The organism is Streptomyces sp. NPDC002643 (genome assembly GCF_053592555.1).
Window position 1 is genome coordinate 67954 of sequence record NZ_JBSFVY010000017.1, and the last position, 24440, is coordinate 92393.

Consider the following 24440-nt stretch of genomic DNA (forward strand, 5'->3'; position numbering starts at 1 on the left):
CCGACCGACGGCCGCGCCCCTCAAGGGACGCGGTGGCTGCGTTCGATGTGCGGCTCCGCCGCGATGGGGGCCCGCCCGCTCAAGCGAAGCCGAGAGTGGGGGAGTGACCAGCCACGACGCACCGGCGGCTGACGCACTGGAATTTCCGCGGAGCGGCGCACGATACTCATGTTCCATGAGCGACGACGGCGAACATCCGCACGACGTACCCCAGTACGAGAGACGCCCGGACGGTGACCGAGCCGGTCGTCTCATCGGCGGCCGCTACCGCCTGGCGGAGCGCATCGGCTCCGGCGGCATGGGCACCGTATGGAGAGCCGTCGACGAACTCGTGGACCGCGAAGTAGCCGTCAAACAGCCCAGGTTGCCCGGCGACGCGGACGACCCGGAGAGCGAGGTCCGCCGACGGGCCGCCAACCGCCTCTACCGCGAGGCCCGCGCCGCCGCCCGTGTCGATCACCCGTCCGCCGTCACGATCCACGACGTCGTCGTCGAGGACGGACACCCCTGGATCGTCATGGAGCTGGTCCGCGGCGCGTCCCTCCACGACGTGCTGGAACGCGGTGCCCTCTCGCCGGTCGAGACCGCCCGTATCGGCCTCCACGTCGTCGGCGCCCTGCGCGCCGCGCACTCCGTCGGCATCGTCCACCGCGACGTCAAGCCCGCCAACGTCCTGCTCGGCCCGCACGGCCAGGTCGTCCTCACCGACTTCGGCATCGCCCATGTCCAGGGCGAGGAATCGCTCACCGTGACGGGCGAGTTCATCGGCTCACTGGAGTTCGTCGCCCCCGAGCGCATGTCCGGCCCCGGCGCCGCGGGCCCGCCGTCCGACCTGTGGTCCCTCGGCGTCCTCCTGTACGCCGCCGTCGAGGGCTGGTCCCCCTTCCGCCGTACGACCCTGGAGTCCACCCTCGCCGCGATCCTCTCCACCGAGCCCCCGCGGCCGGAACGCGCGGGCCCGCTCGGCCCCCTCCTCGTACGCCTGCTGGCCAAGGACCCGGCCGAGCGCCCCGACGCCGACGAGACCATCGGAATCCTTCAGGCCGTGGCGGAGGAACGGGCTCCCGACACCCAGACCCCGTCCGGCCTCCGCGAACTCGGGGAGGACGTGGGGACCGTACGGCTCGGGGGAATGGCCGCCGCGCCCGCGCGGGAGGCCGTCGGGGACGGCGAAGAGGGTGTTGGAGACGGCGAGGAGGGCGTCGGGGGCGGCGAAGGGGGCGTCGGGGACGGCGTGGGGGATGTCCGGGGCGGCTCGGGGGAGGGGGAGCCGGCCCGCGAGACCGTCGTCGTGCGGACCGGGACCGGCGAGACCGGGGGTCCCCGGCGCGGGCTCGGCTCCCGGCGGCCGCTGGTCGTCGCGGTCGTCGCCGGATTGCTGCTGACGGGTGGGGGAGTCTGGGCCGGGAGGTACTTCGGTCAGCGGGAGTTGACGTATCTGGAGGCCGACGTGCAAGCCGTACCCCGAGTCGACTCCACCGCCGACGCCGACTGGATCGCCCACCGCGAGACCGCCATGGACGCCGTCCTCTCCCTCCCGGACGCCTACGAACGGGGCCGCGTCACCGGCGGCGCCGACGCCCAACCCCGCACGGTCACCTACGACGGCGAGGACGTCATCCAGGTACGGCTCACCCAGTGGGACAAGGCACCGGCGTCCCCCATGGCCCAGGCCAAGGACGCGAGCGACATCGTGGAGGGCGACGAGAAGACGACCGCCCAGTACACCCGTACCAGCTTCGACGAGCAGGAGGCCGTCCTCGCCGACACCACCCACTACCTGGACGGCACCCCCACCCGTGTCATGGAACTGATCGTCCGTACCGACGACAGCCGGATGTACGAACTGCGCGTGGACATGCCCAAGGGAACGGCGGACGAGAAGAAGGGCACGGCGGTGTTCAAGGGGGCGCGAGAGCGTCTGGAGATCCTCGCGATGTGACGAAGCGATGTGACGAAGTCGTGCGGCGGAGCCGTGACGCGTGGTGCCCGACGCCCTGATCAGTACGTTCGTGCCACCGATCACTGGCGTGGTGTGTGTGCCCGGTGAAAGCCTGTTACCGCCGGGTACCCAAAGTCGTCCGCTCCGGAATACCCTGCGCGTCATGACGGACTCGCAGGCCCCCGAAAAGACCGGTACGACCGGCACGACCGCCACGGGAACGACCGGCACCAACCCCCTCGCGCCCGCCCCGCAGGGCGCCCGCACCGCCGCGGACGTGGTCACCCCCGAACTGGTCGCCCAGCTCACCAAGGGCGTGGTCGGCTCCGGCCGTACCGCCAACCACACCCCGTTCACCGGCGAGAAGCTCGCCGACCTGCCCGAGTCCACCCCCGAGGACGTGGAGAAGGCCTACGAGCGGGCCCGCGCCGCCCAGGCGGTCTGGGCCCAGGTGCCGGTGCGCGACCGCGCCGCCGTCCTCCTCCGCTTCCACGACCTGGTCCTCGAACGCCAGGCCGAGGTCCTCGACCTCATCCAGCTGGAGACCGGCAAGGCCCGCCTCCACGCCCACGAGGAGGTCCAGGCCGTCGCGGTCGCCGCCCGCCACTACGGCCGCAGGGCGCCGTACTACCTGAAGCCCAAGCGGCACGCGGGCGCCATGCCGACCCTCACCAAGGTCACCGAACTCCGCCACCCGCGCGGTGTGGTGGGCCAGATCGCCCCCTGGAACTACCCCCTCGAACTCTCCGTCGGCGACGCCCTCCCCGCCTTCGTCGCGGGCAACGCGGTCGTCATGAAGCCCGACACCGAGACCTGTCTGACCGCCCTGTGGGCCCGCGACCTGCTCATCGAGGCCGGCCTGCCCGCCGAGGTCTTCCAGGTCGTCATCGGCGAGGGCCCGGTCGTCGGCCCCGAGGTCGTCCGCCACGCCGACTACGTCTCCTTCACCGGCTCCACCCGCACCGGCCGCGAGGTCGCCCAGGGCGCCGCCGCCCGCCTCGTCGGCGTCTCCCTCGAACTCGGCGGCAAGAACGCGATGTTGGTCCTTCAGGACGCCGACATAGAGAAGGCGGCGGCGGGCGCCGTCCGCGCCTGCTTCTCCTCAGCCGGCCAACTCTGCATCTCCATCGAGCGGTTGTACGTCCACGAGTCCATCGCCGACGCCTTCCTGGAGCGCTTCGCCGCCCGCACCAAGGCCATGCGCCTCGGCACGTCCCTCGCGTACGGCGCCGAGATGGGTTCCCTCGTCGGCGACCGCCAGCTGGAGACGGTCACCCGGCACGTCGACGAGGCGGTCGCCAAGGGCGCGAAGGTGGTGGCCGGCGGCGTCGCCCGCCCCGACATCGGTCCGTACTTCTTCGAGCCGACCATCCTCGACGGCGTCTCGGAGCCGATGGCCGTCTGCACCGAGGAGACCTTCGGCCCGGTCGTCTCCATCTACCGCTTCACCAACGAGGACACGGCCATCGAGGAGGCCAACTCCACCGCGTACGGCCTCAACGCCTCCGTCTGGACCAAGGACGGCCGCCGCGGCCGGGCCGTCGCCGCCCGCCTCCGCGCCGGCACGGTCAACGTCAACGAGGGCTACGCCTCCGCCTACGGAAGCGTCCAGTCCCCCATGGGCGGAATGAAGGACTCCGGCCTCGGCCGCCGCCATGGCTCGGAGGGCATCCTCAAGTACACGGAGGCCCAGACGGTGGCCCAGCAGCGGGTTCTGCCGATGGCTCCGGCGCTGGGCATGGACGACGAGAAGTACGCGGAGTTCATGAGCCGGAGCCTGAGGGTGATGAAGGCACTTCGGCTCAGGTGAGCGCCCCGTAGGGGCGCGGGGCCCTGTCGATATGCGGCTCCGCCGCAGGGGCGCGACCAGCCACATACGGCCCGCACGGAAACTCAACGAGGAGCAAACGTGCCTCAAACCGCTTACGACTACGACGTCATCGTGGTCGGCTCGGGCTTCGGCGGCAGCGTGACCGCCCTGCGCCTGACCGAGAAGGGCTACAAGGTCGGCGTCCTGGAAGCGGGCCGTCGCTTCACCCGCGCCACCCTCCCCAAGAACTCCTGGGACCTGAAGAACTACCTCTGGGCCCCCGCCCTCGGCATGTACGGAATCCAGCGCATCCATCTCCTCGGCAACGTCATGGTGCTGGCCGGAGCCGGCGTCGGCGGCGGCTCGCTCAACTACGCCAACACCCTCTACGTACCGCCGAAGGCCTTCTTCGACGACCCCCAGTGGAAGGACATCACCGACTGGCAGGAGGAGTTGAAGCCGTACTACGACCAGGCCCGCCGCATGCTCGGCGTACGGATCAACCCGACCACGACCCCGTCGGACGTCCATCTGAAGGCCGCCGCCGAGCGGATGGGGGTCGGCGACAGCTTCCACATGGCCCCGGTCGGCGTCTTCTTCGGTGACGGGGAGGACGCCGACGGCAAGGCCAAGGCCGCGCCCGGCGAAACCGTCGCGGACCCCTACTTCGGCGGCGCGGGCCCGGCCCGCAACGCCTGCACCGAGTGCGGCGAGTGCATGACCGGCTGCCGCCACGGCGCGAAGAACACCCTCAACGAGAACTACCTCCACCTCGCCCAGAAGGCGGGCGCCGTCGTCCACCCGATGACGGCGGTCGTCGCCGTCACGGAGGACTCGCAGGGCGGTTACGCCGTGACGACCCTCCCGACCGACAACCGCAGGAAGGGCAAGGGCCGGGTGCTGAAGGCCCGCCGGATCGTCCTCGCCGCCGGCACCTACGGGACCCAGACCCTCCTGCACCGTATGAAGGCGAACGGCCAACTCCCGCACCTCTCCGACCACCTGGGCATGCTCACCCGCACCAACTCCGAGGCCCTGGTCGGCGCCCAGACCGACGACCGCCGCTACCGCAAGGCCCATGGCGCCCCGAAGGCCGACTTCACCAAGGGCGTGGCGATCACGTCGTCCATCCACCCCGACGAGAACACCCATATCGAGCCGGTCCGTTATGGCAAGGGCTCCAACTCGATGGGCGGCCTCTCGATCGTCCAGGTCCCCTACGCGGGCGCGGGGGCCTCCGGCGCGTCACGTGTCCTCGGCTGGCTGGCGCACGCCGCCAAACACCCTCTTCTGGTGGTCCGTTCGCTCTCCAACCGCCGCTGGTCGGAGCGCACGATCATCGCCCTGGTAATGCAGTCCCTGGACAACTCCCTGAGCACCTATCTGAAGCCGAAGGGCCTCGGCAAGGGCCTGCTGACGGCCCGCCAGGGCCATGGGGCCCCCAACCCCACCCAGATCGAGTCCGCCACGACCGCCGCCGACGCCATCGCCACCGAGATCAACGGCTTCCCCGGCAGCAACGTGGGCGAACTGATGGGCACCCCCCTCACCGCCCACTTCCTCGGCGGCTGCCCCATCGGCGCCACCGCCGACGAGGGCGTCATCGACCCGTACCACCGCCTGTACGGCCACCCCGGTATCTCGGTCGTCGACGGTTCCGCCGTCTCCGCCAACCTGGGCGTCAACCCGTCCCTGACGATCACCGCCCAGGCCGAGCGCGCGATGTCGTACTGGCCCAACAAGGGCGAGCCGGACCCCCGCCCCGCCCCCGGCGCGTCCTACGAACGCCTCACCCCGGTGCCCCCGCACACCCCGGCGGTCCCGGCGGACGCCTTCGGCGCACTGCGTCTGCCGATACTGCCGGTACCGACGGTGCCGCCGAAGAAGTAGATGTAGCAGCAGCCCGTCACAAGACGAGAAGGACCCGCACCCCCCTCCGAGTGCGGGTCCTTCCTGCGTCTCCCTGCGTTGCGGGGCGTGACGCCTTGCGCAGTCCCAGGTGTGACTTACGCAGGGTGTGACTGGTGAGGCGGAGGAAGGGTTGCCCTCCCGATCACACATTTTTGAAGTGACGTGAGTCACATTCTGGTGGGGGTGAGGTGAGGGAGGGCGCTCATGGGACGCGATGTCACGGAAATGATCTGAACATGATCTGATGGCCCTCTATGGAGCTTCTGTGAGGCGTGGGGCCTCTGTGAGGCATGAGACGCGAAGCGGCGAAGGCCGCGAGGACGGGGACCATGACGGGGATGGGGATGGGGACGGGGATCGTGCGCTCGACGGCGACCGGGAGAACAAAGAAGACGAAGGCGGCGCGGATGGTGGCGGCCGTGTCGGCCGTGGCGGCGCTGTCGCTCACCGCGGCCTGCGGCGGGGGCGGCGGTGACGAGGACAAGGGCGCGGACACCAAGCCGTCGGCGAAGGCCACCGCCTCGGCCGCCGAGGACACGAAGGACACGTCGGGCCAGGGCGCGCTGACCGAGGCCCAGCTGAAGAAGGCCTCGCTGGCCGACGGTGACGTCAAGGGCTACGAGGTCGAGGAGAAGTCGGCCGCGGAGATGCCGGCCGAGACCGTCCCCGCGAACCCGGCGGCCTGCCAGCCCCTCGCCAACATGTTCTTCTTCACCTCCGACCCCAACGCGGAGGCCCGGGTCGGCCGTACGCTCACCGCCAAGACCGACCTCACCGGCACCGTCGTCACGACCGCCCTCCTCGCCTACGAGCAGAGCGACGCCGAGAAGCTGATGGCCGATCTGCGTACGGCGTCGAAGAACTGCACCGAGTACGAGCAGGTCGGCAACAAGTACAGCGGTATCGAGGCCCTCACCGCCCCCGAGAAGGGCGACGAGGCCGTCTCGTACAAGCTGAAGGGCGACATCGAGGGCACCTCGATCCCGATGAGCTTCACGATCGTCCGCAGCGGTTCGACGCTGGCCGCGTTCTACGCGATGAACATCCTCGACGCGAACAAGGCCCAGGTGCCGGACGCGGTCCTGGAAGCCCAGCTGGCGAAGCTGGAGAAGGCGACCGCCTGACACACCACGCACGACGAAGGGCCCCGCGGCCGGAATGCGCGATTCCGTGATCCGGCGGGGCCCTTCTCTGTCAGCACCGACGTCAGGGCGGCGCCGGTGCCGAGAAGCGGCGCCGGGGGGTTGCGCCGCTGGTGGGGAAGGTGGTCAGGGATGAATGACTGCTGTGAGGTGACGGCGGGTGTGGGGGATGGCGGGTGTGTGGGGTGGCGGGCTGTTGTGGTTCGTGCCGGTGGCGAACGGCCTCCGCAACCGTGTCGACCACCCTTGAACGGTCCGCCGGTCGGCCCCGGGCGTCCCCGGAGCCGACCGTTCTCTTGAGTGACCGGGCTGCTGTCCCCTGCAGTCCGGTCACAACCCTGGAGCGAGGTCCCACGGCGCACGGCACGATCCGTACACCTCATCGCTCCAGCGGAGCCACGCGTGGTTCTTTCGGGCCCGGACCTGGCTGGCACGGGCATCCGGACCAACGAGGCGTGTCGCACGGCGGTCACGCGCCGTACGGGTGAGAGAGCAGCCGTACGTACGTGCGCCGCCGGTGCGCTACGGCTGTGCCGGATTCAGATACGTCCCCGGCAGAGTTCCAGCAGGGTCATGGCGAGGGCGGTGCCGGGCTTGCCGAGGGCGTCGCTGTAGTGAGTGAGGACCTCCATCTCGCGGGAGAGGTTCACGCGCCGGCCGCCCGACCCGATGCGGGCCTCCTGAATGACCGCCGACACGGCCATCCGCTCCTGCACCAGCCCGATGATCCGATCGTCGATCGCGTCGATCCGCTCTCGGGCCCCGCTGATCAGATCAGCGGCCTCAGGGGTACGCGCACCGGTACGGTCGCCAGCGGTGACGGTCATGTCAGGTCTCCTCATCAGTGATGCGTGTGGGTGATGCGTGCGGGAGACGCCCCTGAACCGACTGACCGGCAAGCCCCGAAAACGCCGAACGCCCCGGACCTTGTCGGTCCGGGGCGCCTGGGAAGTCGCTTGTCAGCAGCTCAAGCAACACGACCATGACACCCGGCGGACCGGCTGCCATAGATAAACACGAAGGTCGAGTGCGAGAACACGCGCCCAGTATGCCACGCCCCCGCACCACCCGGAGCGGGCGGTTCCTCCCGCGCCCCCGTCCTCTGCCCTGTCCCCGCCTACGCCTTCTCCACCACAACGGCGAGCGACCATGACGACGCATTCCGGCGATACGGAATGCCCCCGGCTCCGCAGCCCGTCACCGCGCGCCCGACTTTCTCGGCCGCAACGGCGAGCGACCACGGCGACGCGTTCCGGCGGTGCCGAACGGTCCTGGCCTCTCAGCCCTCTCACCGCGCACCCGACTTTCTCGGCCGCAATGGCGAGCGACCACGGCGACGCATTTCGGCGGTGCCGAACGGTCCTGGCCTCTCAGCCCGTCACCGCGCACCCATCTTTCTCCGCCGCAACGGCGAGTAACCACAGCGACGCGTTCCGGCGGTGCCGAACGGCCCCGGCCTCTCAGCCCTCTCACCGCGCACCCGCCCGAATCGACCTCCCTCGAATCCCTCCCCAAAGTTGCTCCCCGATGCTCCCCGGCGGTCACCGTCACGCCCTGAACGTTCGCTTCCCAGCGGACCGAGTCGGGTGGGCGGGTGGGCGAAAAAGGCTGGACGGCGGCAGAGGAGGGCGCCCCGGTAGACTCGGCCGCACAAGACCCTCGCCCCATCGCCGAAAGGCACCCCGTGTCATCAGCGACCCCCGCTGCAACCGCCACCCCCGACACCGTCCTGGTCGTCGACTTCGGCGCGCAGTACGCCCAGCTCATCGCCCGCCGCGTCCGCGAGGCCCGGGTCTACAGCGAGATCGTCCCCAGCACCATGCCGGTCACGGAGATGCTCGCCAAGAACCCGGCGGCGATCATCCTCTCCGGCGGCCCCTCCTCGGTCTACGCCGACGCGGCCCCCCGCCTCGACCGCGCCCTCTTCGACTCCGGCGTCCCGATCTTCGGCATGTGCTACGGCTTCCAGCTGATGGCCCAGACCCTCGGCGGCACCGTCGACAACACGGGGGCGCGCGAGTACGGCCGTACGCCTCTGCACGTATCGAAGTCCGGCTCGACCCTCTTCGAGGGCACCCCGGCCGAGCAGTCGGTGTGGATGTCGCACGGCGACGCCTGCTCGGCCGCCCCCGAGGGCTTCACGGTCTCGGCCTCCACCGACGTCGTACCGGTCGCCGCCTTCGAGAACGACGAGAAGAAGCTGTACGGCGTCCAGTACCACCCGGAGGTCATGCACTCCACCCACGGCCAGCAGGTACTCGAACACTTCCTGTACCGGGGCGCGGGCCTGACCCCCTCCTGGACCACGGGCAACGTCATCGAGGAGCAGGTCGCGGCCATCCGCGAGCAGGTCGGCGACAAGCGCGCCATCTGCGGCCTCTCCGGCGGCGTCGACTCGGCGGTCGCCGCGGCCCTCGTCCAGAAGGCCATCGGCTCCCAGCTGACCTGCGTGTACGTCGACCACGGCCTGATGCGCAAGAACGAGACCGAGCAGGTCGAGAAGGACTTCGTCGCGGCCACCGGCGTCCAGCTGAAGGTCGTCGACGCGGAGGAGCGCTTCCTCAAGGCGCTCGCCGGGGTGTCCGACCCCGAGGAGAAGCGGAAGATCATCGGCCGCGAGTTCATCCGGGTCTTCGAACAGGCCCAGGCCGAGATCATCGCGGACGAGGGCCCGGCGGTGGAGTTCCTCGTCCAGGGGACCTTGTACCCCGACGTCGTCGAGTCCGGCGGCGGCACCGGTACGGCCAACATCAAGTCCCACCACAACGTGGGCGGCCTGCCGGAGGACCTGGAGTTCAAGCTCATCGAGCCGCTCCGGAAGCTGTTCAAGGACGAGGTCCGCATGGTCGGCCAGGAGCTGGGCCTGCCGGAGGAGATCGTCCAGCGCCAGCCGTTCCCCGGCCCCGGCCTCGGCATCCGCATCGTCGGCGAGGTCACCAAGGACCGTCTCGACCTGCTGCGCGAGGCCGACGCCATCGCCCGCGAGGAGCTGACGGCCGCCGGCCTCGACCGCGACATCTGGCAGTGCCCGGTCGTCCTCCTCGCGGACGTCCGCAGCGTCGGCGTCCAGGGCGACGGCCGTACGTACGGCCACCCGATCGTCCTGCGCCCGGTCTCCTCCGAGGACGCCATGACCGCCGACTGGTCACGCCTGCCCTACGACGTCCTCGCGAAGATCTCCACACGCATCACCAACGAGGTCGCCGACGTCAACCGCGTCGTCCTCGACGTGACCAGCAAGCCCCCGGGCACGATCGAGTGGGAGTGACCCCGGCGCTCCTGTGATGGTCTAGGTCCGCTTGAGAGTCCGCACCGGCTCTCCGGGCTTCCAGACCTGGACGACCAGATACTTGTCGTTCTCGACGTAGGTCCGTACGACCTCCGTCAACTCGGTGCGGAAGAGGTGAAACGGCTCCGGCGGTTTCACCTCTTCGCGTTCTTCACCACCCTTGTCGCCCTCTCCGTACGTGGCCTTCACCGCGGGATCGTCGACCTCGAACGCCCGTCCACTGATCCGCACATCACCCCCGCCCATCTCCGTACCGGCCCCCGGATTGGCCATCAGCGAGAAACGCGGGTCGCGGCGCAGATCGAGCGCCTTGAACGAGTCCGGCATCATCCCCAGCCAGAGTTCACCGCTCTGGAACCTGGCCTCCAGCCCCGTCGTACGCGGCGACCCGTCCTTGCGGAGCGTGGCCAGGACGTGATGCGTGAAGGCACCGAAACGGGCCTCGACGACGGCGGCGAGTTCGGGTTCGGCGGCGACGAAGGCCGCCCAGTTGTTCCGTGGCATACGACGAGTCTCACGCGGATACCCGACACCCGCTGTCCGGTTGTCCCGCGAACTCGGTCCGCTTGCCCGGCGAACTCGGCCGCCCCAGGCGTCGCACTACCGCGCTTCCGTGACTTCCGTAACGGTTGCGTACTCTCTTCTCCGGACGCACCTGTTCTGCCTGGGCGACCGACGGTAACTTCCGCTTCGTAAAGGAAGCCCCTCTGGAGGACACATGCACGGGCCCACACCGCCCCTGCCGCTACCCACCGACCAGCTACGGTTCGCCATGCCGCCGATGCACGAGACGCTCGCGGACGAACGACGGCACCGCAAGGAACGGCTGGCCGGGGCCCTGAGGATCTTCGGGCGACTGGGATTCGAGGACGGCGTCTCGGGTCACATCACCGCGCGCGACCCGGAGTTCAGCGACTGCTTCTGGGTCAACCCGTTCGGGATGCCCTTCAAGCACGTCACGGTGAGTGATCTCGTTCTCGCCAACCAGGACGGGCAGGTGATCGAGGGCCGCTACCACGTCAACCAGGCCGCCTTCACCGTCCACGCCCAGGTGCACGCCGCCCGCCCCGACGTCGTCGCCGTCGCCCACTGCCACTCCGTACACGGCCGCGCCCTCGCCGCCCTCGGCGACCTCATAGAGCCGATAACCCAGGAGTCCTGCGCCTTCTACGAGGACCACGCCCTGTACGACCACTACACCGGTGTCGCCGTCGACGCCGACGAGGGCCGCCGCATCGCGGCCGTCCTGGGCTCCCGCAAGGCCCTGGTCCTGCGCAACCATGGCCTGCTGACCGTCGGCGACTCGGTGGACGCCGCGGCCTGGTGGTTCCTGTCGATGGAACGCTCGGCCCAGGTCCAGCTCACCGCGAAGGCCGCGGGCCGCCCCCTGTACATCGACCACCGCTTGGCCGTGGCGACCCGGGAGCAGGCGGGCGGAGACTTGGTGGCCTGGATCAACTACCAGCCGTTGTGGCAGGACATCAGCAGAAGCGAGCCGGACCTGCTGAGCTGATTGTTTTCCTTTTTTTGGGGGCGAAGCCTCCCCCAAAGGGGCGCGGGCTGTATCGATGTGCGGCTCCGCCGCGTGGGCGCGACCAGCCACCGCGAACCCGCAGTCGCACAAAGACCTCTCATCGCAACGGCGCTGTGGCGCAACCCCTCAAAACCCCCGCAGAACGTCATGGTGATCGGCGCCCGGCGCGACGGTGGTGGCGGCGTCGGCGATGGTGGCACCGGACGCCTGCGGCTGACCCCCGGCGGCGCTCGCGCGAGCGGACGGATGCGGAAGCCGAGCGGTGACGGCCGTGGCCACCAGCGCCGTCAGCAGATCGCGCCGCGCACTGCCCCACAGATCCAGCGCGAACGGATCTCTCTCCGGCGGCAACTTCGAGAACACCGTCTCCCGCGTCACAAACCGCAAGACCCCGCCCTCATAACCGGAGTTGGGCAACCACTCCACCCCCACGAGATCCCCGAGCGCGATGATGCGCGGCCGGTCGCGCGCTCGACGCGGCCGCACGTGTCGTTCCAGCCGATCCTGACCTGCGTACCGTCGAAGGCTCAGGTCCCGTCCCGCTGGATGATCTCGGCCATGGACACGTTCTCCCAGCCCGGTCAACACGGGGGCCGCTACTTCACCCCGCGCTCTCCTTGCGCTCAGTGCCCCTGCCGGGCGCGAGCCGTGTTCCATACGGCACAATTCGCTGTCATCACGGGGCAGTTGTACGGCCGCACGCCTGTGGTAAGGCGCGGACGTACGTACGAGGCCCAGGTGGTCGTGGTGAGGGCGCCGAAGCCGATGCCGGTGCCGTACGCGGTGTGGGTGTTGGCGATGATGTCGGCAATGATTTCGATGACGGCGAATGCCGAGGGACGCGGACGCGGAGGCGGCCGCGACGCGGGAAGGCGGGCTCGGGCGTGGCGGTGCAGGAGGCGAGAGGGGGCATGGGCGCGGGAACCCATGACGGCGGATGCACGTGCGGGGACTGCCCGCACGGAGCGCGCGCGGGACACCGGCGCGCGGTCGCCGAATTCCTGCTGAAGCGGGAGGAGTTCGCCTCCGGACAGGGACTGCCCGCAGCCGTCGCGCACTCCGCGTCCGCCTCCCGGCAGTGGGTCTCCGACGAACTCACCCAGTCCGCGGCCATCGTCGCCGAACGAGGCCGTGTCGAGGGCGAGGCCTGGCTGGCCCGGCTCTGGCTGCGCACGGCGATCGTCGTCTGGGCCGCCGTCGTCGTGCTCCTCCTCGTCCAGGCGCTCACCGCGATCGGCGCGGGCTGGACCGTCGCCCGTACCGCCGGCCTCATCGCCGCCCTGCTCGTGGGCGGCGCCCTCACCGGCTCCGGCTATCTCCACCGGGCCCGCGGCGGCGCCCTCGCCCCGGTCATCGGCGAGGACAACCGTCTCTCCACCTCCCGTGCCGTCGCGGCCGGCTGGGTCCTCTTCGTCGTCTTCTCCGTCCTCGTGCTGGTCTGCCGCCTCGCCGCCGCCTCCGACCACATCGAACGTGACGCCCTGATCGCCGGCCTCGACCTCGCCCGGGGCGCGGGCATCGTGACCGTCCTCGCCGTCGTCTGCGGCATCGCCGTCCTGGTCCGCCGAATCGTGGGCCTCCGCGTCCTCGGCCAACGCCTCCAGAAGGTCCGCGCCCACCGGCCCCGGGCCGCCGACCTCCTCACCGACGACTCCGGCCGAGGCAGCTTCACCGACATCCAGTACGTGATCATCTGCACCGTCGCCCTTCTCTTCGCGGCCGTACGCCTCGCCCGCCGCCCCGACCAACTCCCCGACCTCCCCTGGGGCCTCGCCCTCCTCGTCCTGGTCTCCGCCGCCACCTATGTCGCCGGCAAGTACGCCGAGGGAGGCCGCCCCGTCATCCTCTCCGTCGTACGCGCCCGCGAGGCCGGCGACCTCGACGCCCCCATCCGCAACGGCGACGACATCGAGATCCGCGGCGCCGGCTTCGTCCCCCCGGGCGCCCAGACAGCCGACCGGCTCTCCCGCATGGTCGTCCGCATCGGCCCCGTCCATGTCCATGTCCCCCTCGTCCCCATCCCCGGCGGTTTCAGCAACCCCACCGACACCGTCCTCACCGTCCCCGTCCCCGCCGACGTGGAACCCGGCAGGGTCGAGGTCCAGGTCGTCACCACCGCCGGCGTGGAGACCAACCCCTACACCATCGAGGTCTCCGCCGACTGACCCCACCGCCCCAGCCGGAACCGGCCGGGGTGTCACCGTGACCGACCGGCTGCCCTCAGGGCCCCGGGCCCCGGGCCCTGGGCTTCGGCACCCCTCGACGTCCGGCGCCCGGAACCGCCCCGCCGAGGACCACCTCGCCGCGACGCCCCGCATCACACGACCGAGCTGTGTGGCAGTGGGCCTCCCAACCCCCTCCGAAACCATCGGAAGGAGAGGGGGAAGAGGAGGGGAGGGAAAAGGAGGAGGGGAAGGCGAGGCTGGTACCCACGGTGGGCCCGAGATCCCCGGAGGTTATGGGACGCAGCCCCTGGAACGGGCCGGGGAGAGCAGTGGAGCAGAGGCGACGACAACCGCCTGGGGGCCGGGCATCCCCCGGGACGGGATGACACAAGGCGGAAAAACCGTGGCGCACTCTTGAGCACCCCCACCCTTCCGACCGTATCGTCTGTTGAGGGGTCAACGGCACGGCGAACAAGAGGCGGCGCAGACTGATGACTCACGACATTCGCACGGACTCCCACACCCCCTATCGCGACAACGGCGACTGGAGAGACGCGGCCACCCGCTACGCCCTCCTCCCTCTACGTGTCTTCCTGGGCGTCACCTTCATCTACGCCGGCCTGGACAAACTCACCGACAGCGCCTTCATGGCCGACTCCGGCTCCGGCTCCATCGGCGACATGATGAGCGCCGCCCGGGACGCCTCCGCGATCCCCGCCATGATCGACATGGCCCTCAACAACCCCGTCGGCTTCGGCTACGCCATCGCCTTCGGCGAACTCGCCGTCGGTATCGGCACCCTCATCGGCCTTTTCGCCCGCCTGGCCGCCTTCGGCGGCGCCCTCATCTCCCTCAGCCTCTGGCTGACGGTCAGCTGGTCAGCGTCCCCCTACTATTACGGCAACGACCTCCCCTACCTCATGGCCTGGATTCCCCTCATCCTCGCCGGCGCCCCGATCCTCTCGGTCGACGCCGCCCTCCGCTCCCGCCGCAGCCACCGCCACCGCGCGAGCACCTACCGCTAACGCCAGCCTCCCCCCTCCGACCCTCCCGGTCCGGCCGACCTTGGCCCGACTCTGCGGCGCGGGCGTCCCGTCTGGCCCGGCCCGGCTTCCCCGACCCACCCTGGCCGGGCGCGGCAGCGCGGCGGTCAAGCGGTCTGGCGGCCCGGCCTGGTTCTACCGGCCTGTGCGTCCAGTAGATCCAGCCGCCCCTGTCGGCCCACCCCGGCCTGCGGGGCCCACCGGTCTATCCGGTCCGCCCGGTCCGCCCGGTCCTCCAGGGCCCCCGGGACCTGCTGGACCCACCGGGCCTGCCGGGCCTGCCGGACCCACCGGGCCTGTGGCGCCCGTCGGGTCCCCTGGCGTCCCTGGGAGTCCTTCCGCCCCCACCGGTCGTCCCGCCCTCCAGCCCGGCGCCCGATGGCCGCGTATCGCGTGGTTCAGGAACGCCACCGTGCCCGCCAGGAACAGCCCGGCGACGACGAGCGGTATCACCGCGAACCATGGTGTCTTCCAGGCCCCGCCCGCGTCGCCCAGGTAGATGACGCCGGCGAGAGTCAGGACGGCGCCGGCGACGAGCTTGCCCGGCTTGAACTCATGCCGTAGCACGGGTCACCTCCGCCTGTCCTACGCCGACCTCCAAGTCGATCGTGATCGTGCCGCCGCTCTTCGCGTCCTGCGCTGGGGCCAGCGTCCGCTCAGCATGCTTGTCCGGTGCCACGTCCACGTCCTCCCTGTCCTCACCCGGCAACTGGATGTCACCCAGACCCACCTCCATGTCGAGCCGTACGGTGACATCTGACGGAACCACCACCTTCACCTTGCCCGCGCCCACCTCCACGCTCGTCGCCACCGTCTGCCCCCTCGGCACATCCACCTTCGTCAGATCCAGCGTGCCCACGCCCGTCCCCAGCTCGTAGCGGGCCTCCACACTCGCCGCGTTCCGCGGTGTCCACTCCGTACGGGCCCAGTCAGTGGTGATGTTCGCCGGGAGCGCCGCCGCGCAGGCCAGGAGGCCAGCCGTGACCACTGCCAGAATGATCGAGCCCGCTCCCGTGCGCCCCAGGAACGCGCTCACGGCTATGCCCAGGCCGAACACGACCAGCGCGCAGGCCATACCGGTCTGCAGGCTGGCGGCCAGCGTGCGCTCCTCCCATGTAGCGCCCGTACCGGCGCCGCCGGCGAGCAAGGCGAGCAGGAAGACCCAGCCGCCTATCCAGCGCGGCCCACGAGGCTTCGGCCGGTGCGGGGCGCGTATGTCCTGGCGGTGGGGAGCACCACGGGCGATGTTCACCGCCGCCGCGATGTCCCGGTCGCGGGTGTCCCAAGGGCCCCACAGATAGCCAGTGCCGCCCACATGGGTGCCGTCCTTGACTATCGGGTCACGCCACCATGAGGGGTAGGCGGCGGCCACGGGCGGAGCCTGCGCTTCCGGTGGGGCGTCGGCGACGGCCTGCGCGGCGAGCGGATCGGGGTCGGGGGCGCCGCGCTGCTGCGACCAGTACCCCGCGCCCACCAGGAGCAGGGCGACGATCACGGAGAAGGTGAGGGCCGTCTTGTTGCCCAGCATGGTGAGGAAAACACCGCAGCCGACCAGCGCGAAGAGCACGGCCGCCAGGGCATGGCCGTCGACCCGGCCGGTCAGCAGCTTGCGTACCTCGTTCTGCTCCTCGTCGTCGTACGGCACGAACAGCCAGGCGAAGCCGTAGAAAATGAGGCCGAGACCACCGGTCGCGGAGAGCACCGCGAACACGATCCGGAAGATCACCGGGTCCATGTCGCACTGCCGTCCCAACCCGGCACAGACGCCACCCACCATCTTGTACCGCCGGTCGCGACGGAATTTGAGGGGAGCCGCGAGGACACCGTCCGGATTGTTCGGGTCCGGGTCACCTGGATCGCCAGGAGCGGCATGTCCAGCCGAACCACCCGACCCGCCCAAGCCACCGGGACCACCGGAAGCGCTGGGGTTGCGAGGATCGCCAGAGCCACCAGAGCCACCAGAGCCACCAGAGCCACCAGAGCCGGCAGAGCCGGCAGGACCGGCAGGACCGGCAGGACCGGCCTTGCCTGTGGCCGAACTGCCGCCACCCGTACGCCGAGATCCGGCAGGGCTGTCGCCATCCCCGCGTCCAGCGGGGTCGGGCCCAGTGGCTCCAGCGGCCGCATCGGCGGTCACCGAGTCCGCTTGTTCCGCGCGTGCGCCTGTGCCCGCGCCCGCGTATGTACCCACACCCGTGTACCTACGCACACCCGCGCCCAAGGCTGTGCGCGTAGCCTCAGCCGGCCGTGTCCCCGTGCCCTCGTCCGCCCGCGGCGCATCCGCCGTGCCCGCTGTGGGCATGGCGTCCTGCGGCCTTGCGTTCGGCCGCTGGGTGTCGGGAGTTGGGCCGGGGCCCTGCTCCGATGCCGCGTGCTGGTGATCCGTCATGCGTCCATCGTGACGGCCGGGCCGGTCCGATGGCAGTCGGGATGACCCTGGTCGAACCCTGATATCCGACCCGGGATGTGTTCGATCACGGGCGGGCCGAAGATCAGGGGCGTCTCGGGGGTCGACCCTGATGCCTCGCTCCGCCATGCGTGTGAACATCGATGGCATGCCGGAAGCCGCAGCACTGCCAGTCGACACTCCGCGGCCCCCGCGCAAGCTCTACCGCAGCAGCGACGGTCGCTGGCTCGGAGGAGTGGCGCGAGGGCTCGCCGGACATCTCGGCCTGCCTGTGATCTGGGTGCGGCTCGTGTTCGTCGGCCTGTTCACAGCGGACGGCCTGGGCGCCCTGGTGTACGCGGCGTTCTGGTTCTTCGTGCCGCTGGGCGTGGGCGGAGTGGACAATCAACGGCCCCCGGCCATCGCCACCGAGACCTCCCCCGACGGTCGCCGCAGACTGGTGGCCCGCAAGCCGGACCGGGGCCAGATCCTCGCGCTTCTCCTGATGGTCGTCGTGGCGATGGTCTTTGTCAGCAATGTGAATCTGGGAGACACCGCCACCGCCTATCTCCTGCCGACCGTGCTCGTCGCGGCCGGCGTGGCCCTGGTCTGGCGGCAGGCGGACAACGCCCGGCGGGCCCGCTGGGCCGAGGTCGGCCGCCGCCGGCCCACGATCACCCTGCTCCGTACCGTGGCCGGCGTCCTGCTGGTCACCGTGGGCGTCTCCGGGGTGTTCGTCCTGCAGGGCTCCACCGCGCACCTCCGCTCGGTGCTGCAGGCGGCGCTCGCGGTCCTCGTCGGTATAACGCTGCTGGCGGGGCCGTACCTCGTCCGGATGACCCAGGACCTCTCCGAGGAGCGCCTGATGCGCATCCGCGCCCAGGAGCGGGCCGAGGTCGCCGCCCATGTCCATGACTCGGTGCTGCACACACTGACGCTGATACAGCGCAACGCGGACAACCCAGGCGAGGTCCGCCGCCTGGCCCGTGCCCAGGAGCGAGACCTGCGCAACTGGCTGTACAAGCCCGAGGGCACCGGCAAGGACGAGGACGAGCAGCCCAGCACGCTCGCCGAGGCCGTGCGGCGCAACGCGGCCGAGGTCGAGGACAAGCACGGTGCCCCGATAGAGGTGGTCGTCGTGGGGGACTGCCCCCTCGACGAGGGGCTGACCGCGCAGATGCAGGCCGCGCGCGAGGCGATGGTGAACGCCGCCAAGTACGGTGGCGAGGGGGGTGCCGTACAGGTCTACGCCGAGGTCGAGGGCAGCACGGTCTTCGTGTCCGTCCGTGACCGAGGCCCCGGCTTCGACCTCGACGCGATACCCGCCGACCGCATGGGGGTCAGAGAATCGATCATCGGCCGTATGGAGCGCAACGGCGGTACGGCACGGCTCCGCGCCGTACCGGGTGGCGGCACGGAGGTCGAGTTGGAGATGGAGAGGGCGGAGACGACGTCATGAGCGACGCGAACGGGGCGAACGACTTTGCCGCACAAGGCGGTTCGGGCATCGGACCGGCCGAGGGCCAGGGAAGTGAGGCCGTGTCGGCGGCCGGTTCGGGCGGCGGCCAGGGCGAGCAGGCCGTTGTCTCCGGGCCGGGGCGGCATGTGAGGGTCGTGCTGGTCGACGATCACCGAATGTTCCGTACGGGAGTTCAGGCCGAGATCGGGCAGACGGAGCGTACGGGCGTCGAGGTCGTCGGGGAGGCGCCGGACGTCGACCAGGCGGTCTCGGTGATCACCAGCACACGGCCCGAGGTGGTGCTCCTGGACGTCCATCTGCCCGGTGGCGGTGGGGTAGAAGTGCTGCGCCGCTGCTCGGCGTTGATGTCGGACACCGAGCAGCCCGTGCGGTTCCTCGCCCTGTCCGTGTCGGATGCGGCGGAGGACGTCATCGGGGTGATCCGGGGTGGTGCGCGGGGCTATGTGACCAAGACGATCACGGGGTCCGACCTGGTCGACTCCATCTTCCGGGTCCAGGAGGGAGACGCGGTGTTCTCGCCGCGCCTGGCCGGGTTCGTGCTCGACGCCTTCGCCTCCACCGACGCCCCACCCGTCGACGAGGACCTCGACCGGCTCACCCAGCGCGAGCGCGAGGTGCTGCGGCTGATCGCCCGAGGCTATGCGTACAAGGAGATCGCCAAGCAGTTGTTCATCTCGGTGAAGACGGTGGAGTCCCATGTGTCCGCCGTGCTGCGGAAGTTGCAGCTGTCGAACCGGCATGAGCTGACGAGGTGGGCGACGGCACGACGACTGGTGTGACCGCAGTCGGCGCGGCTGCCGGGCCGGGAGCTGCCGACTTTTGGGCCACTGCCTTGAAGAAGGTGTAGTGGAAGGTGCCGTTGTCGTCCGTGGCGGTGCGGCGGAGGTCGGCGATGCCGCGCTCCCAGTCCGCCGGGGTCATCAGGTTCGCGGCCAGGGCCTCCTCTTGTACGGACTCGATCATGGCGGTGAAGGTGTCGAGGGTGAAGCCCTTCACCAGGGCGGGGCGGGAGCGGTCGACGTAGACCGTGCGGGGATGAACGGTCACGTGTGTGAAGCCCGCTGCGGAGAGGAGAGGGTGGAGTTGGCGGCCCAGGAGGCCGTTTCCGCCCGCCGCGGACTGGAGTCGGACGAGGCAGTCGACGGTGGCGCGGGCGTGCGGGCTGTCGGGGTGGAAGAACGCGGAGCCGTGGTCGCCCTCGATGACGGTCAGGGTGCCGCCGGGGCGCAGGAGGCGACGGAGGGTGGTGAGGGCGCGGTGCGGGTCGGGCAGGTGTTCAAGGACGAAACAGATGAAGAGGTGGTCGAATTCGGCTTCAGCGAAGGGGAGTTCGAAGAGGTCGGCCTGGAGCCAGGTCACCTGGGCGTCCGGCGCGTGGGCCGTCACCCTGGCGCGGGCGAGGGCCAGGGAGGTCGCCGAGATGTCCACCGCGGTGAAGTGCGCCTCGGGGCTGCTCGCGATCAGGTGCACGGTCTGCGCGCCGACTCCGCAGCCGACCTCAAGGACCTTGGCGCCCGCCGGATAGGCCGTGCCGTGGTGGAGCAGCTCGGCGAGGGTGTCGGCCTGGTCGGCGAGCCGACGGGATTCGTGGTCGGAGTAGCCATGGACATAGGTGTCGGCCGCGCTGAGGGGCGGCATTGCCGAGGGCGCGGAGGTGGGCTTGGGCGTGGAGGTCGTCATGGGGTGTGAGCCTCGTTCGAGAATGGTCCGGCGAACAGGGCCAATGGAGATCGCCGTTACAGGGCCAATTCCCATGCCATGTGCACTGCCGCTCGGCTTCGTACCGCACAGGAGGCCGTCAGGAATCGCACCGGACAAGCCTCCCCGTGAGGGCCCGTGAGGGCGGCCCCTGAGCATCCCGGCTCCTGTGGCGCGGCCCCCGCCTCACACCACCCGGGTGGCTCCCGCGTACGGCATCTCGTCGAGGGGGGAGACGCGGACCGACGCCGATGGATTCGGGGCGTGGATCATCTGGCCGTTGCCGACGTAGATGCCCACATGGCTGATGCCGGAGTAGTAGAAGACCAGGTCACCGGGCTGGAGTTCGGAGCGGGCGACGCGGCGGCCGGCGTTGATCTGGGCATAGGTGGTGCGGGGCAGCGAGACTCCGGCGGAACGGTACGCCGCCTGGATCAGGCCGGAGCAGTCGAAGGCGTTGGGGCCGGTGGCGCCCCAGACATAAGGGCTGCCGATCTTGGCGTAGGCGTAGGAAACGGCTGCGGCGGCACGGGTGTTGGGGGCGTTGGCGGTGGACGTGGCGGGGGAGACAGGGCCGGTGATGGTGCGCTGGGAGGATGACGAGGAGCGCGAGGCGTGTCCCGCGCCGGCGCCCGGGGTGTCGAGGCGCGCGCGGTCCTCCTGCGTGAGCCGGGCAAGAATCCTTCGCGCCTCGGTCAGCTTCGAGGTGACCGTCTTCTTGTGCCGCTTCAGATCGGACTGCTTGGACGTGAGTGTGCCCAGCTCGACCCGGGCGGCCCCGCGCAGCCGTTCGATCTCCTGCAACTGCTGTTGTACGGACGCCACATCCGCCGCCTGCCGGTTGCCGGCCCGATCGGCGAACTCGGCGCTGTCGAGGTACTGATCGGGGTCGCTGGAGAGCGCGAGCTGCCACGAGGGGTCGATGCCCCCGGTCCGGTACTGCGCCGCGGCGATCGAACCAAGCTGGTCCCGCGCCGAGTTGAGGCGGTCGGTGCGGCGGGCGGCCTGGTCGCGCAGTTCCTCCAGGTTCTCCTGCGCCTTGTCGGCCTTCTCCTTCGCGCCGTTGTACTTCTCGGTGGCGACCTCCGCCTCCGCGTACAGCTTGTCCACCTTCGCCTTGACCTGCTCCGGCGTCAGTTGTGGATCGGCGTGCCCGGTGCCGTCGAACCCGGTCGCGGTCGCGGCGCCCGCTAGGGCGAGGGTCGCGGCGGAGCGGATCGTCTGGCCGCCGAGCGAGCGCTGTCTGGGCTTGCGGTGCGCTGCCACGTGGACTCACTGTCCTCTCGTACGACCGCCGTCCAAGCGCCCGATACACCTGAAACAGCCGGTGTGTCGCTGCGCGCGGACCGCCTGGGGGAGCGGTTGCGCGTCCGGCGGCGTCCCGCACAGGGGGGAGCGGGACGCCGCCGGACTTTCTCGGCGGTGGTGTCCGACTGCCGCCCCTGGCCCGGGCGGCGGTGGGGAGCCGGTCACCTGGTGGAGGACGCTAAACCTGAGCGTGTCCGGCCGGTGACGCGTTGTACGGAACTGGCGGGCACCGACCGTGAGGTGACCGTATGTGACCGTGATCCCGTCCTGGCTCCGCCGACTTCACGCTCTGCGATGACCGATGCGGCGATTTGGGGCCAGGAGGGCGTGGAACGGTGCTATGGGGCGCATATATGCAAGATCGATGGGCGGGCCGAGGGCGCCGCGAACACGTGCCGTGACCGTCGACGGTGACAGCGCGATGCGTCGGCGCGATGTGTCGGCGCCGAGCGCCCCAATGCGCCCGCGACCCCGGTGCCCGTCCGCCCCCAGGCGTCTCATTAGGCTCCGCCCATGGACGTACTCATCCACCTCTTCGTCGCGCTCCACATCATCGGTATCGCCTCCCTCCTCGGCGGTTTCCTCACCCAGATGAAGGCCATGGGCCAGGGCACCGCCCGCTTCGTCCCCGCGATGCTCCACGGCGCCCTGACCATGCTCATCACCGGTGCCATCCTGGTCGGCCTCAACCAGGCCGACGACCAGCCCGTCAACAACATCAAGATCGGCGTCAAACTGGCCCTGCTGGTCGTGATCCTGGGCCTCGTCTATGTGAAACGCGACGACGAGACGGTGGAGAAGCCCCTGTTCGGCCTCGTCGGCCTGCTGACCACCGCCAACATCTTCATCGCGGTGCTCTGGACCTGAGCCGCACCGACCAAGGCCGGGGCAGGACGAGGAAAGGCCCGGACAGGCCGACGAAGGGCCGGGGTGTGACGGTGAGAGCGCAGGGCGCGGCAGCCGAACTGCTGGGGCGCGGCGTCGAAAGTAAGGGCGCGACAGCGGCGACACGGGGCGGGTGCGGGAAAAGCCGGGACCCGGATGCTGCCGGGTCCCGGCTCGCGCGCCCCCTACGCGGGGCGCACGACGCTGTGGATGGCGCTCTCCCCGTCGTAGAAGATCGACTCCTCGCGGACGTACGCGCCCGGCTTGGGGGCGTGGATCATCATGCCGTTGCCGATGTAGAGGCCCACGTGGCCGATGTTGTCGTAGAAGAAGACCAGGTCGCCGGGTTGCGCCGAGGCGAGGGAGACGGTCGTGCCGGCGTTGACCTGGTCGTAGGTGGTGCGGGGGAGGTCGACGCCGGCGGCCTTCCAGGCGGCCTGGGTCAGGCCGGAGCAGTCATAGGAGCCGGGGCCGGTGGCGCCCCAGACGTATGGCTTGCCGATCTGTGCGCGGGCGAAGGTGAGGGCCTTCGCCGCCTTCGCGGCGTAGGTCGAGTCCTCGGCCGTGGTGGCGGTGTTCGAGCCGGTCTCGGTCGCCGTACCCGTACTCGTACCGGTGTCCGCGCTCGTGCCGGTGCCCGTGGAGGCCTCGGGCTGGGCCTCCTGCGTGGCCGCCGCCTGGGCGGCCTGCTGCCGACGGGCCAGTTCCTCGGCCTTGCGGTCGGCCTCCTCCTGCTCGCGCTGTTCGATCGCCGCGAGCCGGGCCTTCTCCTCCGCGGTCAGTTGCGACAGCAACTCCCGCGCCGCGCTGAGCTTCGCCTGGACCTTCGCCTTGCTGGCCTTGAGCGAGTTCTGTGACTCGGTGAGCTGTTCGAGACTGTCGGTCGCCTTCTGGCGCTGCTTCGCCGTCTCGGCCTGCTGGGCGGTGTACTCGTCGACCGCCTCCTGCTGACGGTCCGACAATCGGCCCATCAGCTGGTTCTGGTCGAAGAACTCCTGCGGATCGTCCGCGAGGAGCAGCGACGCCGCGTCGGGGGCGGAGGCGCCCGTGCGGTACTGGGCCGCCGCGATCGAACCCAGTTCCTCCCGCGCCTCGTTGAGCTTGTCCGTGCGCTTGGCGACGTCGTCGAGGAGGGTGTCGACCTTCTTCTTCTGCTTGGCCGTCCGTTCCTTGGCCGCGTTGTAGTTCTCGGTCGCCGTGCCCGCCTGGCGGTAGAGGTCGTCTACCTTCTTCTCCACCTCCTCAAGACTCGGCTTGTCGTCGGTCGAGGGGGCGGCCTGAGCGGTCTGGGAGAGCAGGGCCACGGACGTGAGCGCGGCCGTGGCGAGAGCGGGGGTGCGTATGCCCGCGCGCGTTCGGCCGGCCGGACGCGGCTTGCGGTGCGCCATGGTGCGGCGACTCCTTCCGTAATCCGCCTACCGAGTTAGCTGTCGGGTTCGGGCGCAAGCTTCGGAAGGTTTGCCCTACGACCCTCGCCGCGGGCGGCGGTCGGGTCGATTCACCCCAGAGGTCGGTGGGTCCCCGGCTCCGGCTGCCACGGGAGGCGCACCGGACTCGGCGGAGGCCGTACGGCCCGGCGACGTTCGCCGGTTGGGTCGTGCGGCCCACCAAAACGCTAGCCAACTCGTGTGGCCCGTGTGAAGGTTGATGTTCGATATGCCCGATACGTTTTCGTGACCTTGACCTCGGAGGCGCGATAGGTGGTACGTTCGATCGCTCACCGTTGTGACATGTGTGCGCTGAGTGGTGGGTGCTGCGCGGGAGCCGATGGGTCCGAAGGGCATCCGGCGCGGGCCCCGAGGGCATCCGGTATGGATGCCAAGTCCTCCCGGACGGATATCCACAGT

Annotated in this window: 17 protein-coding genes, 1 pseudogene and 1 riboswitch; of the genes and pseudogenes, 11 read left to right on the forward strand and 7 right to left on the reverse strand. The window is 70.3% G+C overall.

Annotation, left to right across the window (positions count from 1 at the left end):
* Positions 1–175 precede the first annotated feature (175 nt).
* The 4 genes from ACWD4G_RS25505 to ACWD4G_RS25520 all read left to right on the forward strand — a co-directional run bounded on the left by ACWD4G_RS25505 (position 176) and on the right by ACWD4G_RS25520 (position 6787).
* The gene (locus ACWD4G_RS25505; RefSeq protein ID WP_451297163.1) at positions 176–1942 is read left to right on the forward strand and encodes a serine/threonine-protein kinase; all 1767 of its coding nucleotides are present in this window, start codon (positions 176–178) and stop codon (positions 1940–1942) included.
* Between the two features lie 163 nt (positions 1943–2105).
* The gene (locus ACWD4G_RS25510; protein ID WP_451297165.1) at positions 2106–3752 is read left to right on the forward strand and encodes a succinic semialdehyde dehydrogenase; all 1647 of its coding nucleotides are present in this window, start codon (positions 2106–2108) and stop codon (positions 3750–3752) included.
* A 99-nt stretch (positions 3753–3851) separates the two neighbouring features.
* On the forward strand, positions 3852–5642 hold the full coding sequence (locus ACWD4G_RS25515; RefSeq protein ID WP_451297167.1) for a GMC family oxidoreductase N-terminal domain-containing protein: 1791 nt from the start codon (positions 3852–3854) through the stop codon (positions 5640–5642).
* Positions 5643–5992: 350 nt separating this feature from the next.
* On the forward strand, positions 5993–6787 hold the full coding sequence (locus tag ACWD4G_RS25520; RefSeq protein ID WP_451297169.1) for a hypothetical protein: 795 nt from the start codon (positions 5993–5995) through the stop codon (positions 6785–6787).
* Between the two features lie 557 nt (positions 6788–7344).
* On the opposite strand, the gene ACWD4G_RS25525 is transcribed toward ACWD4G_RS25520, so the two are convergent.
* Positions 7345–7632 carry a chorismate mutase gene (locus ACWD4G_RS25525; RefSeq protein WP_451297171.1) on the reverse strand — a complete coding sequence of 96 codons (288 nt, stop codon included), beginning with the start codon at positions 7630–7632 and terminating at the stop codon, positions 7345–7347.
* A gap of 857 nt (positions 7633–8489) precedes the next feature.
* Here ACWD4G_RS25525 and guaA point away from each other — a divergent pair.
* Complete coding sequence (gene guaA / locus ACWD4G_RS25530; protein ID WP_451297173.1) at positions 8490–10073, forward strand: glutamine-hydrolyzing GMP synthase; 1584 nt, start codon at positions 8490–8492, stop codon at positions 10071–10073.
* A 21-nt stretch (positions 10074–10094) separates the two neighbouring features.
* On the opposite strand, the gene ACWD4G_RS25535 is transcribed toward guaA, so the two are convergent.
* Complete coding sequence (locus ACWD4G_RS25535; protein ID WP_451297175.1) at positions 10095–10598, reverse strand: pyridoxamine 5'-phosphate oxidase family protein; 504 nt, start codon at positions 10596–10598, stop codon at positions 10095–10097.
* A gap of 214 nt (positions 10599–10812) precedes the next feature.
* Here ACWD4G_RS25535 and ACWD4G_RS25540 point away from each other — a divergent pair, with 214 nt between their 5' ends.
* A complete protein-coding gene (locus ACWD4G_RS25540; protein ID WP_451297177.1) occupies positions 10813–11607 on the forward strand; it encodes a class II aldolase/adducin family protein in 795 nt (264 codons plus the stop codon).
* Positions 11608–11766: 159 nt separating this feature from the next.
* Here ACWD4G_RS25540 and ACWD4G_RS25545 read toward each other — a convergent pair.
* A pseudogene (locus tag ACWD4G_RS25545) lies at positions 11767–12155 on the reverse strand (DUF4429 domain-containing protein); the annotation flags it as partial.
* A 384-nt stretch (positions 12156–12539) separates the two neighbouring features.
* Between ACWD4G_RS25545 and ACWD4G_RS25550 the strand changes: the two are divergent.
* Together ACWD4G_RS25550 and ACWD4G_RS25555 are read left to right on the forward strand one after the other, a co-directional pair.
* Entirely contained in the window at positions 12540–13793 is a 1254-nt protein-coding gene (locus ACWD4G_RS25550; RefSeq protein WP_451297179.1) for a hypothetical protein, read from the forward strand.
* Between the two features lie 491 nt (positions 13794–14284).
* Positions 14285–14818, forward strand: a complete 534-nt coding sequence (locus tag ACWD4G_RS25555) for a DoxX family protein (RefSeq protein ID WP_451297181.1) — start codon at positions 14285–14287, stop codon at positions 14816–14818.
* A gap of 571 nt (positions 14819–15389) precedes the next feature.
* On the opposite strand, the gene ACWD4G_RS25560 is transcribed toward ACWD4G_RS25555, so the two are convergent.
* Positions 15390–16973 (reverse strand): PspC domain-containing protein, encoded by a 1584-nt coding sequence (locus ACWD4G_RS25560; protein WP_451297404.1) that lies wholly within the window; start codon positions 16971–16973, stop codon positions 15390–15392.
* Positions 16974–17355: 382 nt separating this feature from the next.
* On the opposite strand from ACWD4G_RS25560, the gene ACWD4G_RS25565 reads away from it, so the two are divergent.
* Positions 17356–18681 (forward strand): PspC domain-containing protein, encoded by a 1326-nt coding sequence (locus ACWD4G_RS25565; protein WP_451297183.1) that lies wholly within the window; start codon positions 17356–17358, stop codon positions 18679–18681.
* Positions 18678–19481, forward strand: coding sequence for a LuxR C-terminal-related transcriptional regulator (locus ACWD4G_RS25570; RefSeq protein WP_451297185.1), 804 nt, complete (start codon positions 18678–18680; stop codon positions 19479–19481). Before ACWD4G_RS25565 ends, ACWD4G_RS25570 begins: the two co-directional genes overlap by 4 nt.
* Here ACWD4G_RS25570 and ACWD4G_RS25575 read toward each other — a convergent pair.
* Together ACWD4G_RS25575 and ACWD4G_RS25580 are read right to left on the reverse strand one after the other, a co-directional pair.
* Entirely contained in the window at positions 19372–20382 is a 1011-nt protein-coding gene (locus ACWD4G_RS25575; RefSeq protein WP_451297187.1) for an L-histidine N(alpha)-methyltransferase, read from the reverse strand. The two genes, ACWD4G_RS25570 and ACWD4G_RS25575, sit on opposite strands and share 110 nt — an antisense overlap.
* A gap of 204 nt (positions 20383–20586) precedes the next feature.
* Positions 20587–21666 carry an NlpC/P60 family protein gene (locus ACWD4G_RS25580; RefSeq protein ID WP_451297189.1) on the reverse strand — a complete coding sequence of 360 codons (1080 nt, stop codon included), beginning with the start codon at positions 21664–21666 and terminating at the stop codon, positions 20587–20589.
* Positions 21667–22221: 555 nt separating this feature from the next.
* Here ACWD4G_RS25580 and ACWD4G_RS25585 point away from each other — a divergent pair.
* A complete protein-coding gene (locus tag ACWD4G_RS25585; RefSeq protein ID WP_451297191.1) occupies positions 22222–22575 on the forward strand; it encodes a hypothetical protein in 354 nt (117 codons plus the stop codon).
* A 203-nt stretch (positions 22576–22778) separates the two neighbouring features.
* Here the strand turns inward: ACWD4G_RS25585 and ACWD4G_RS25590 are convergent, their stop codons facing one another.
* Complete coding sequence (locus ACWD4G_RS25590) at positions 22779–23981, reverse strand: NlpC/P60 family protein (protein ID WP_451297193.1); 1203 nt, start codon at positions 23979–23981, stop codon at positions 22779–22781.
* A gap of 9 nt (positions 23982–23990) precedes the next feature.
* Positions 23991–24163, reverse strand: a riboswitch (cyclic di-AMP (ydaO/yuaA leader).
* Positions 24164–24440: the final 277 nt, after the last annotated feature.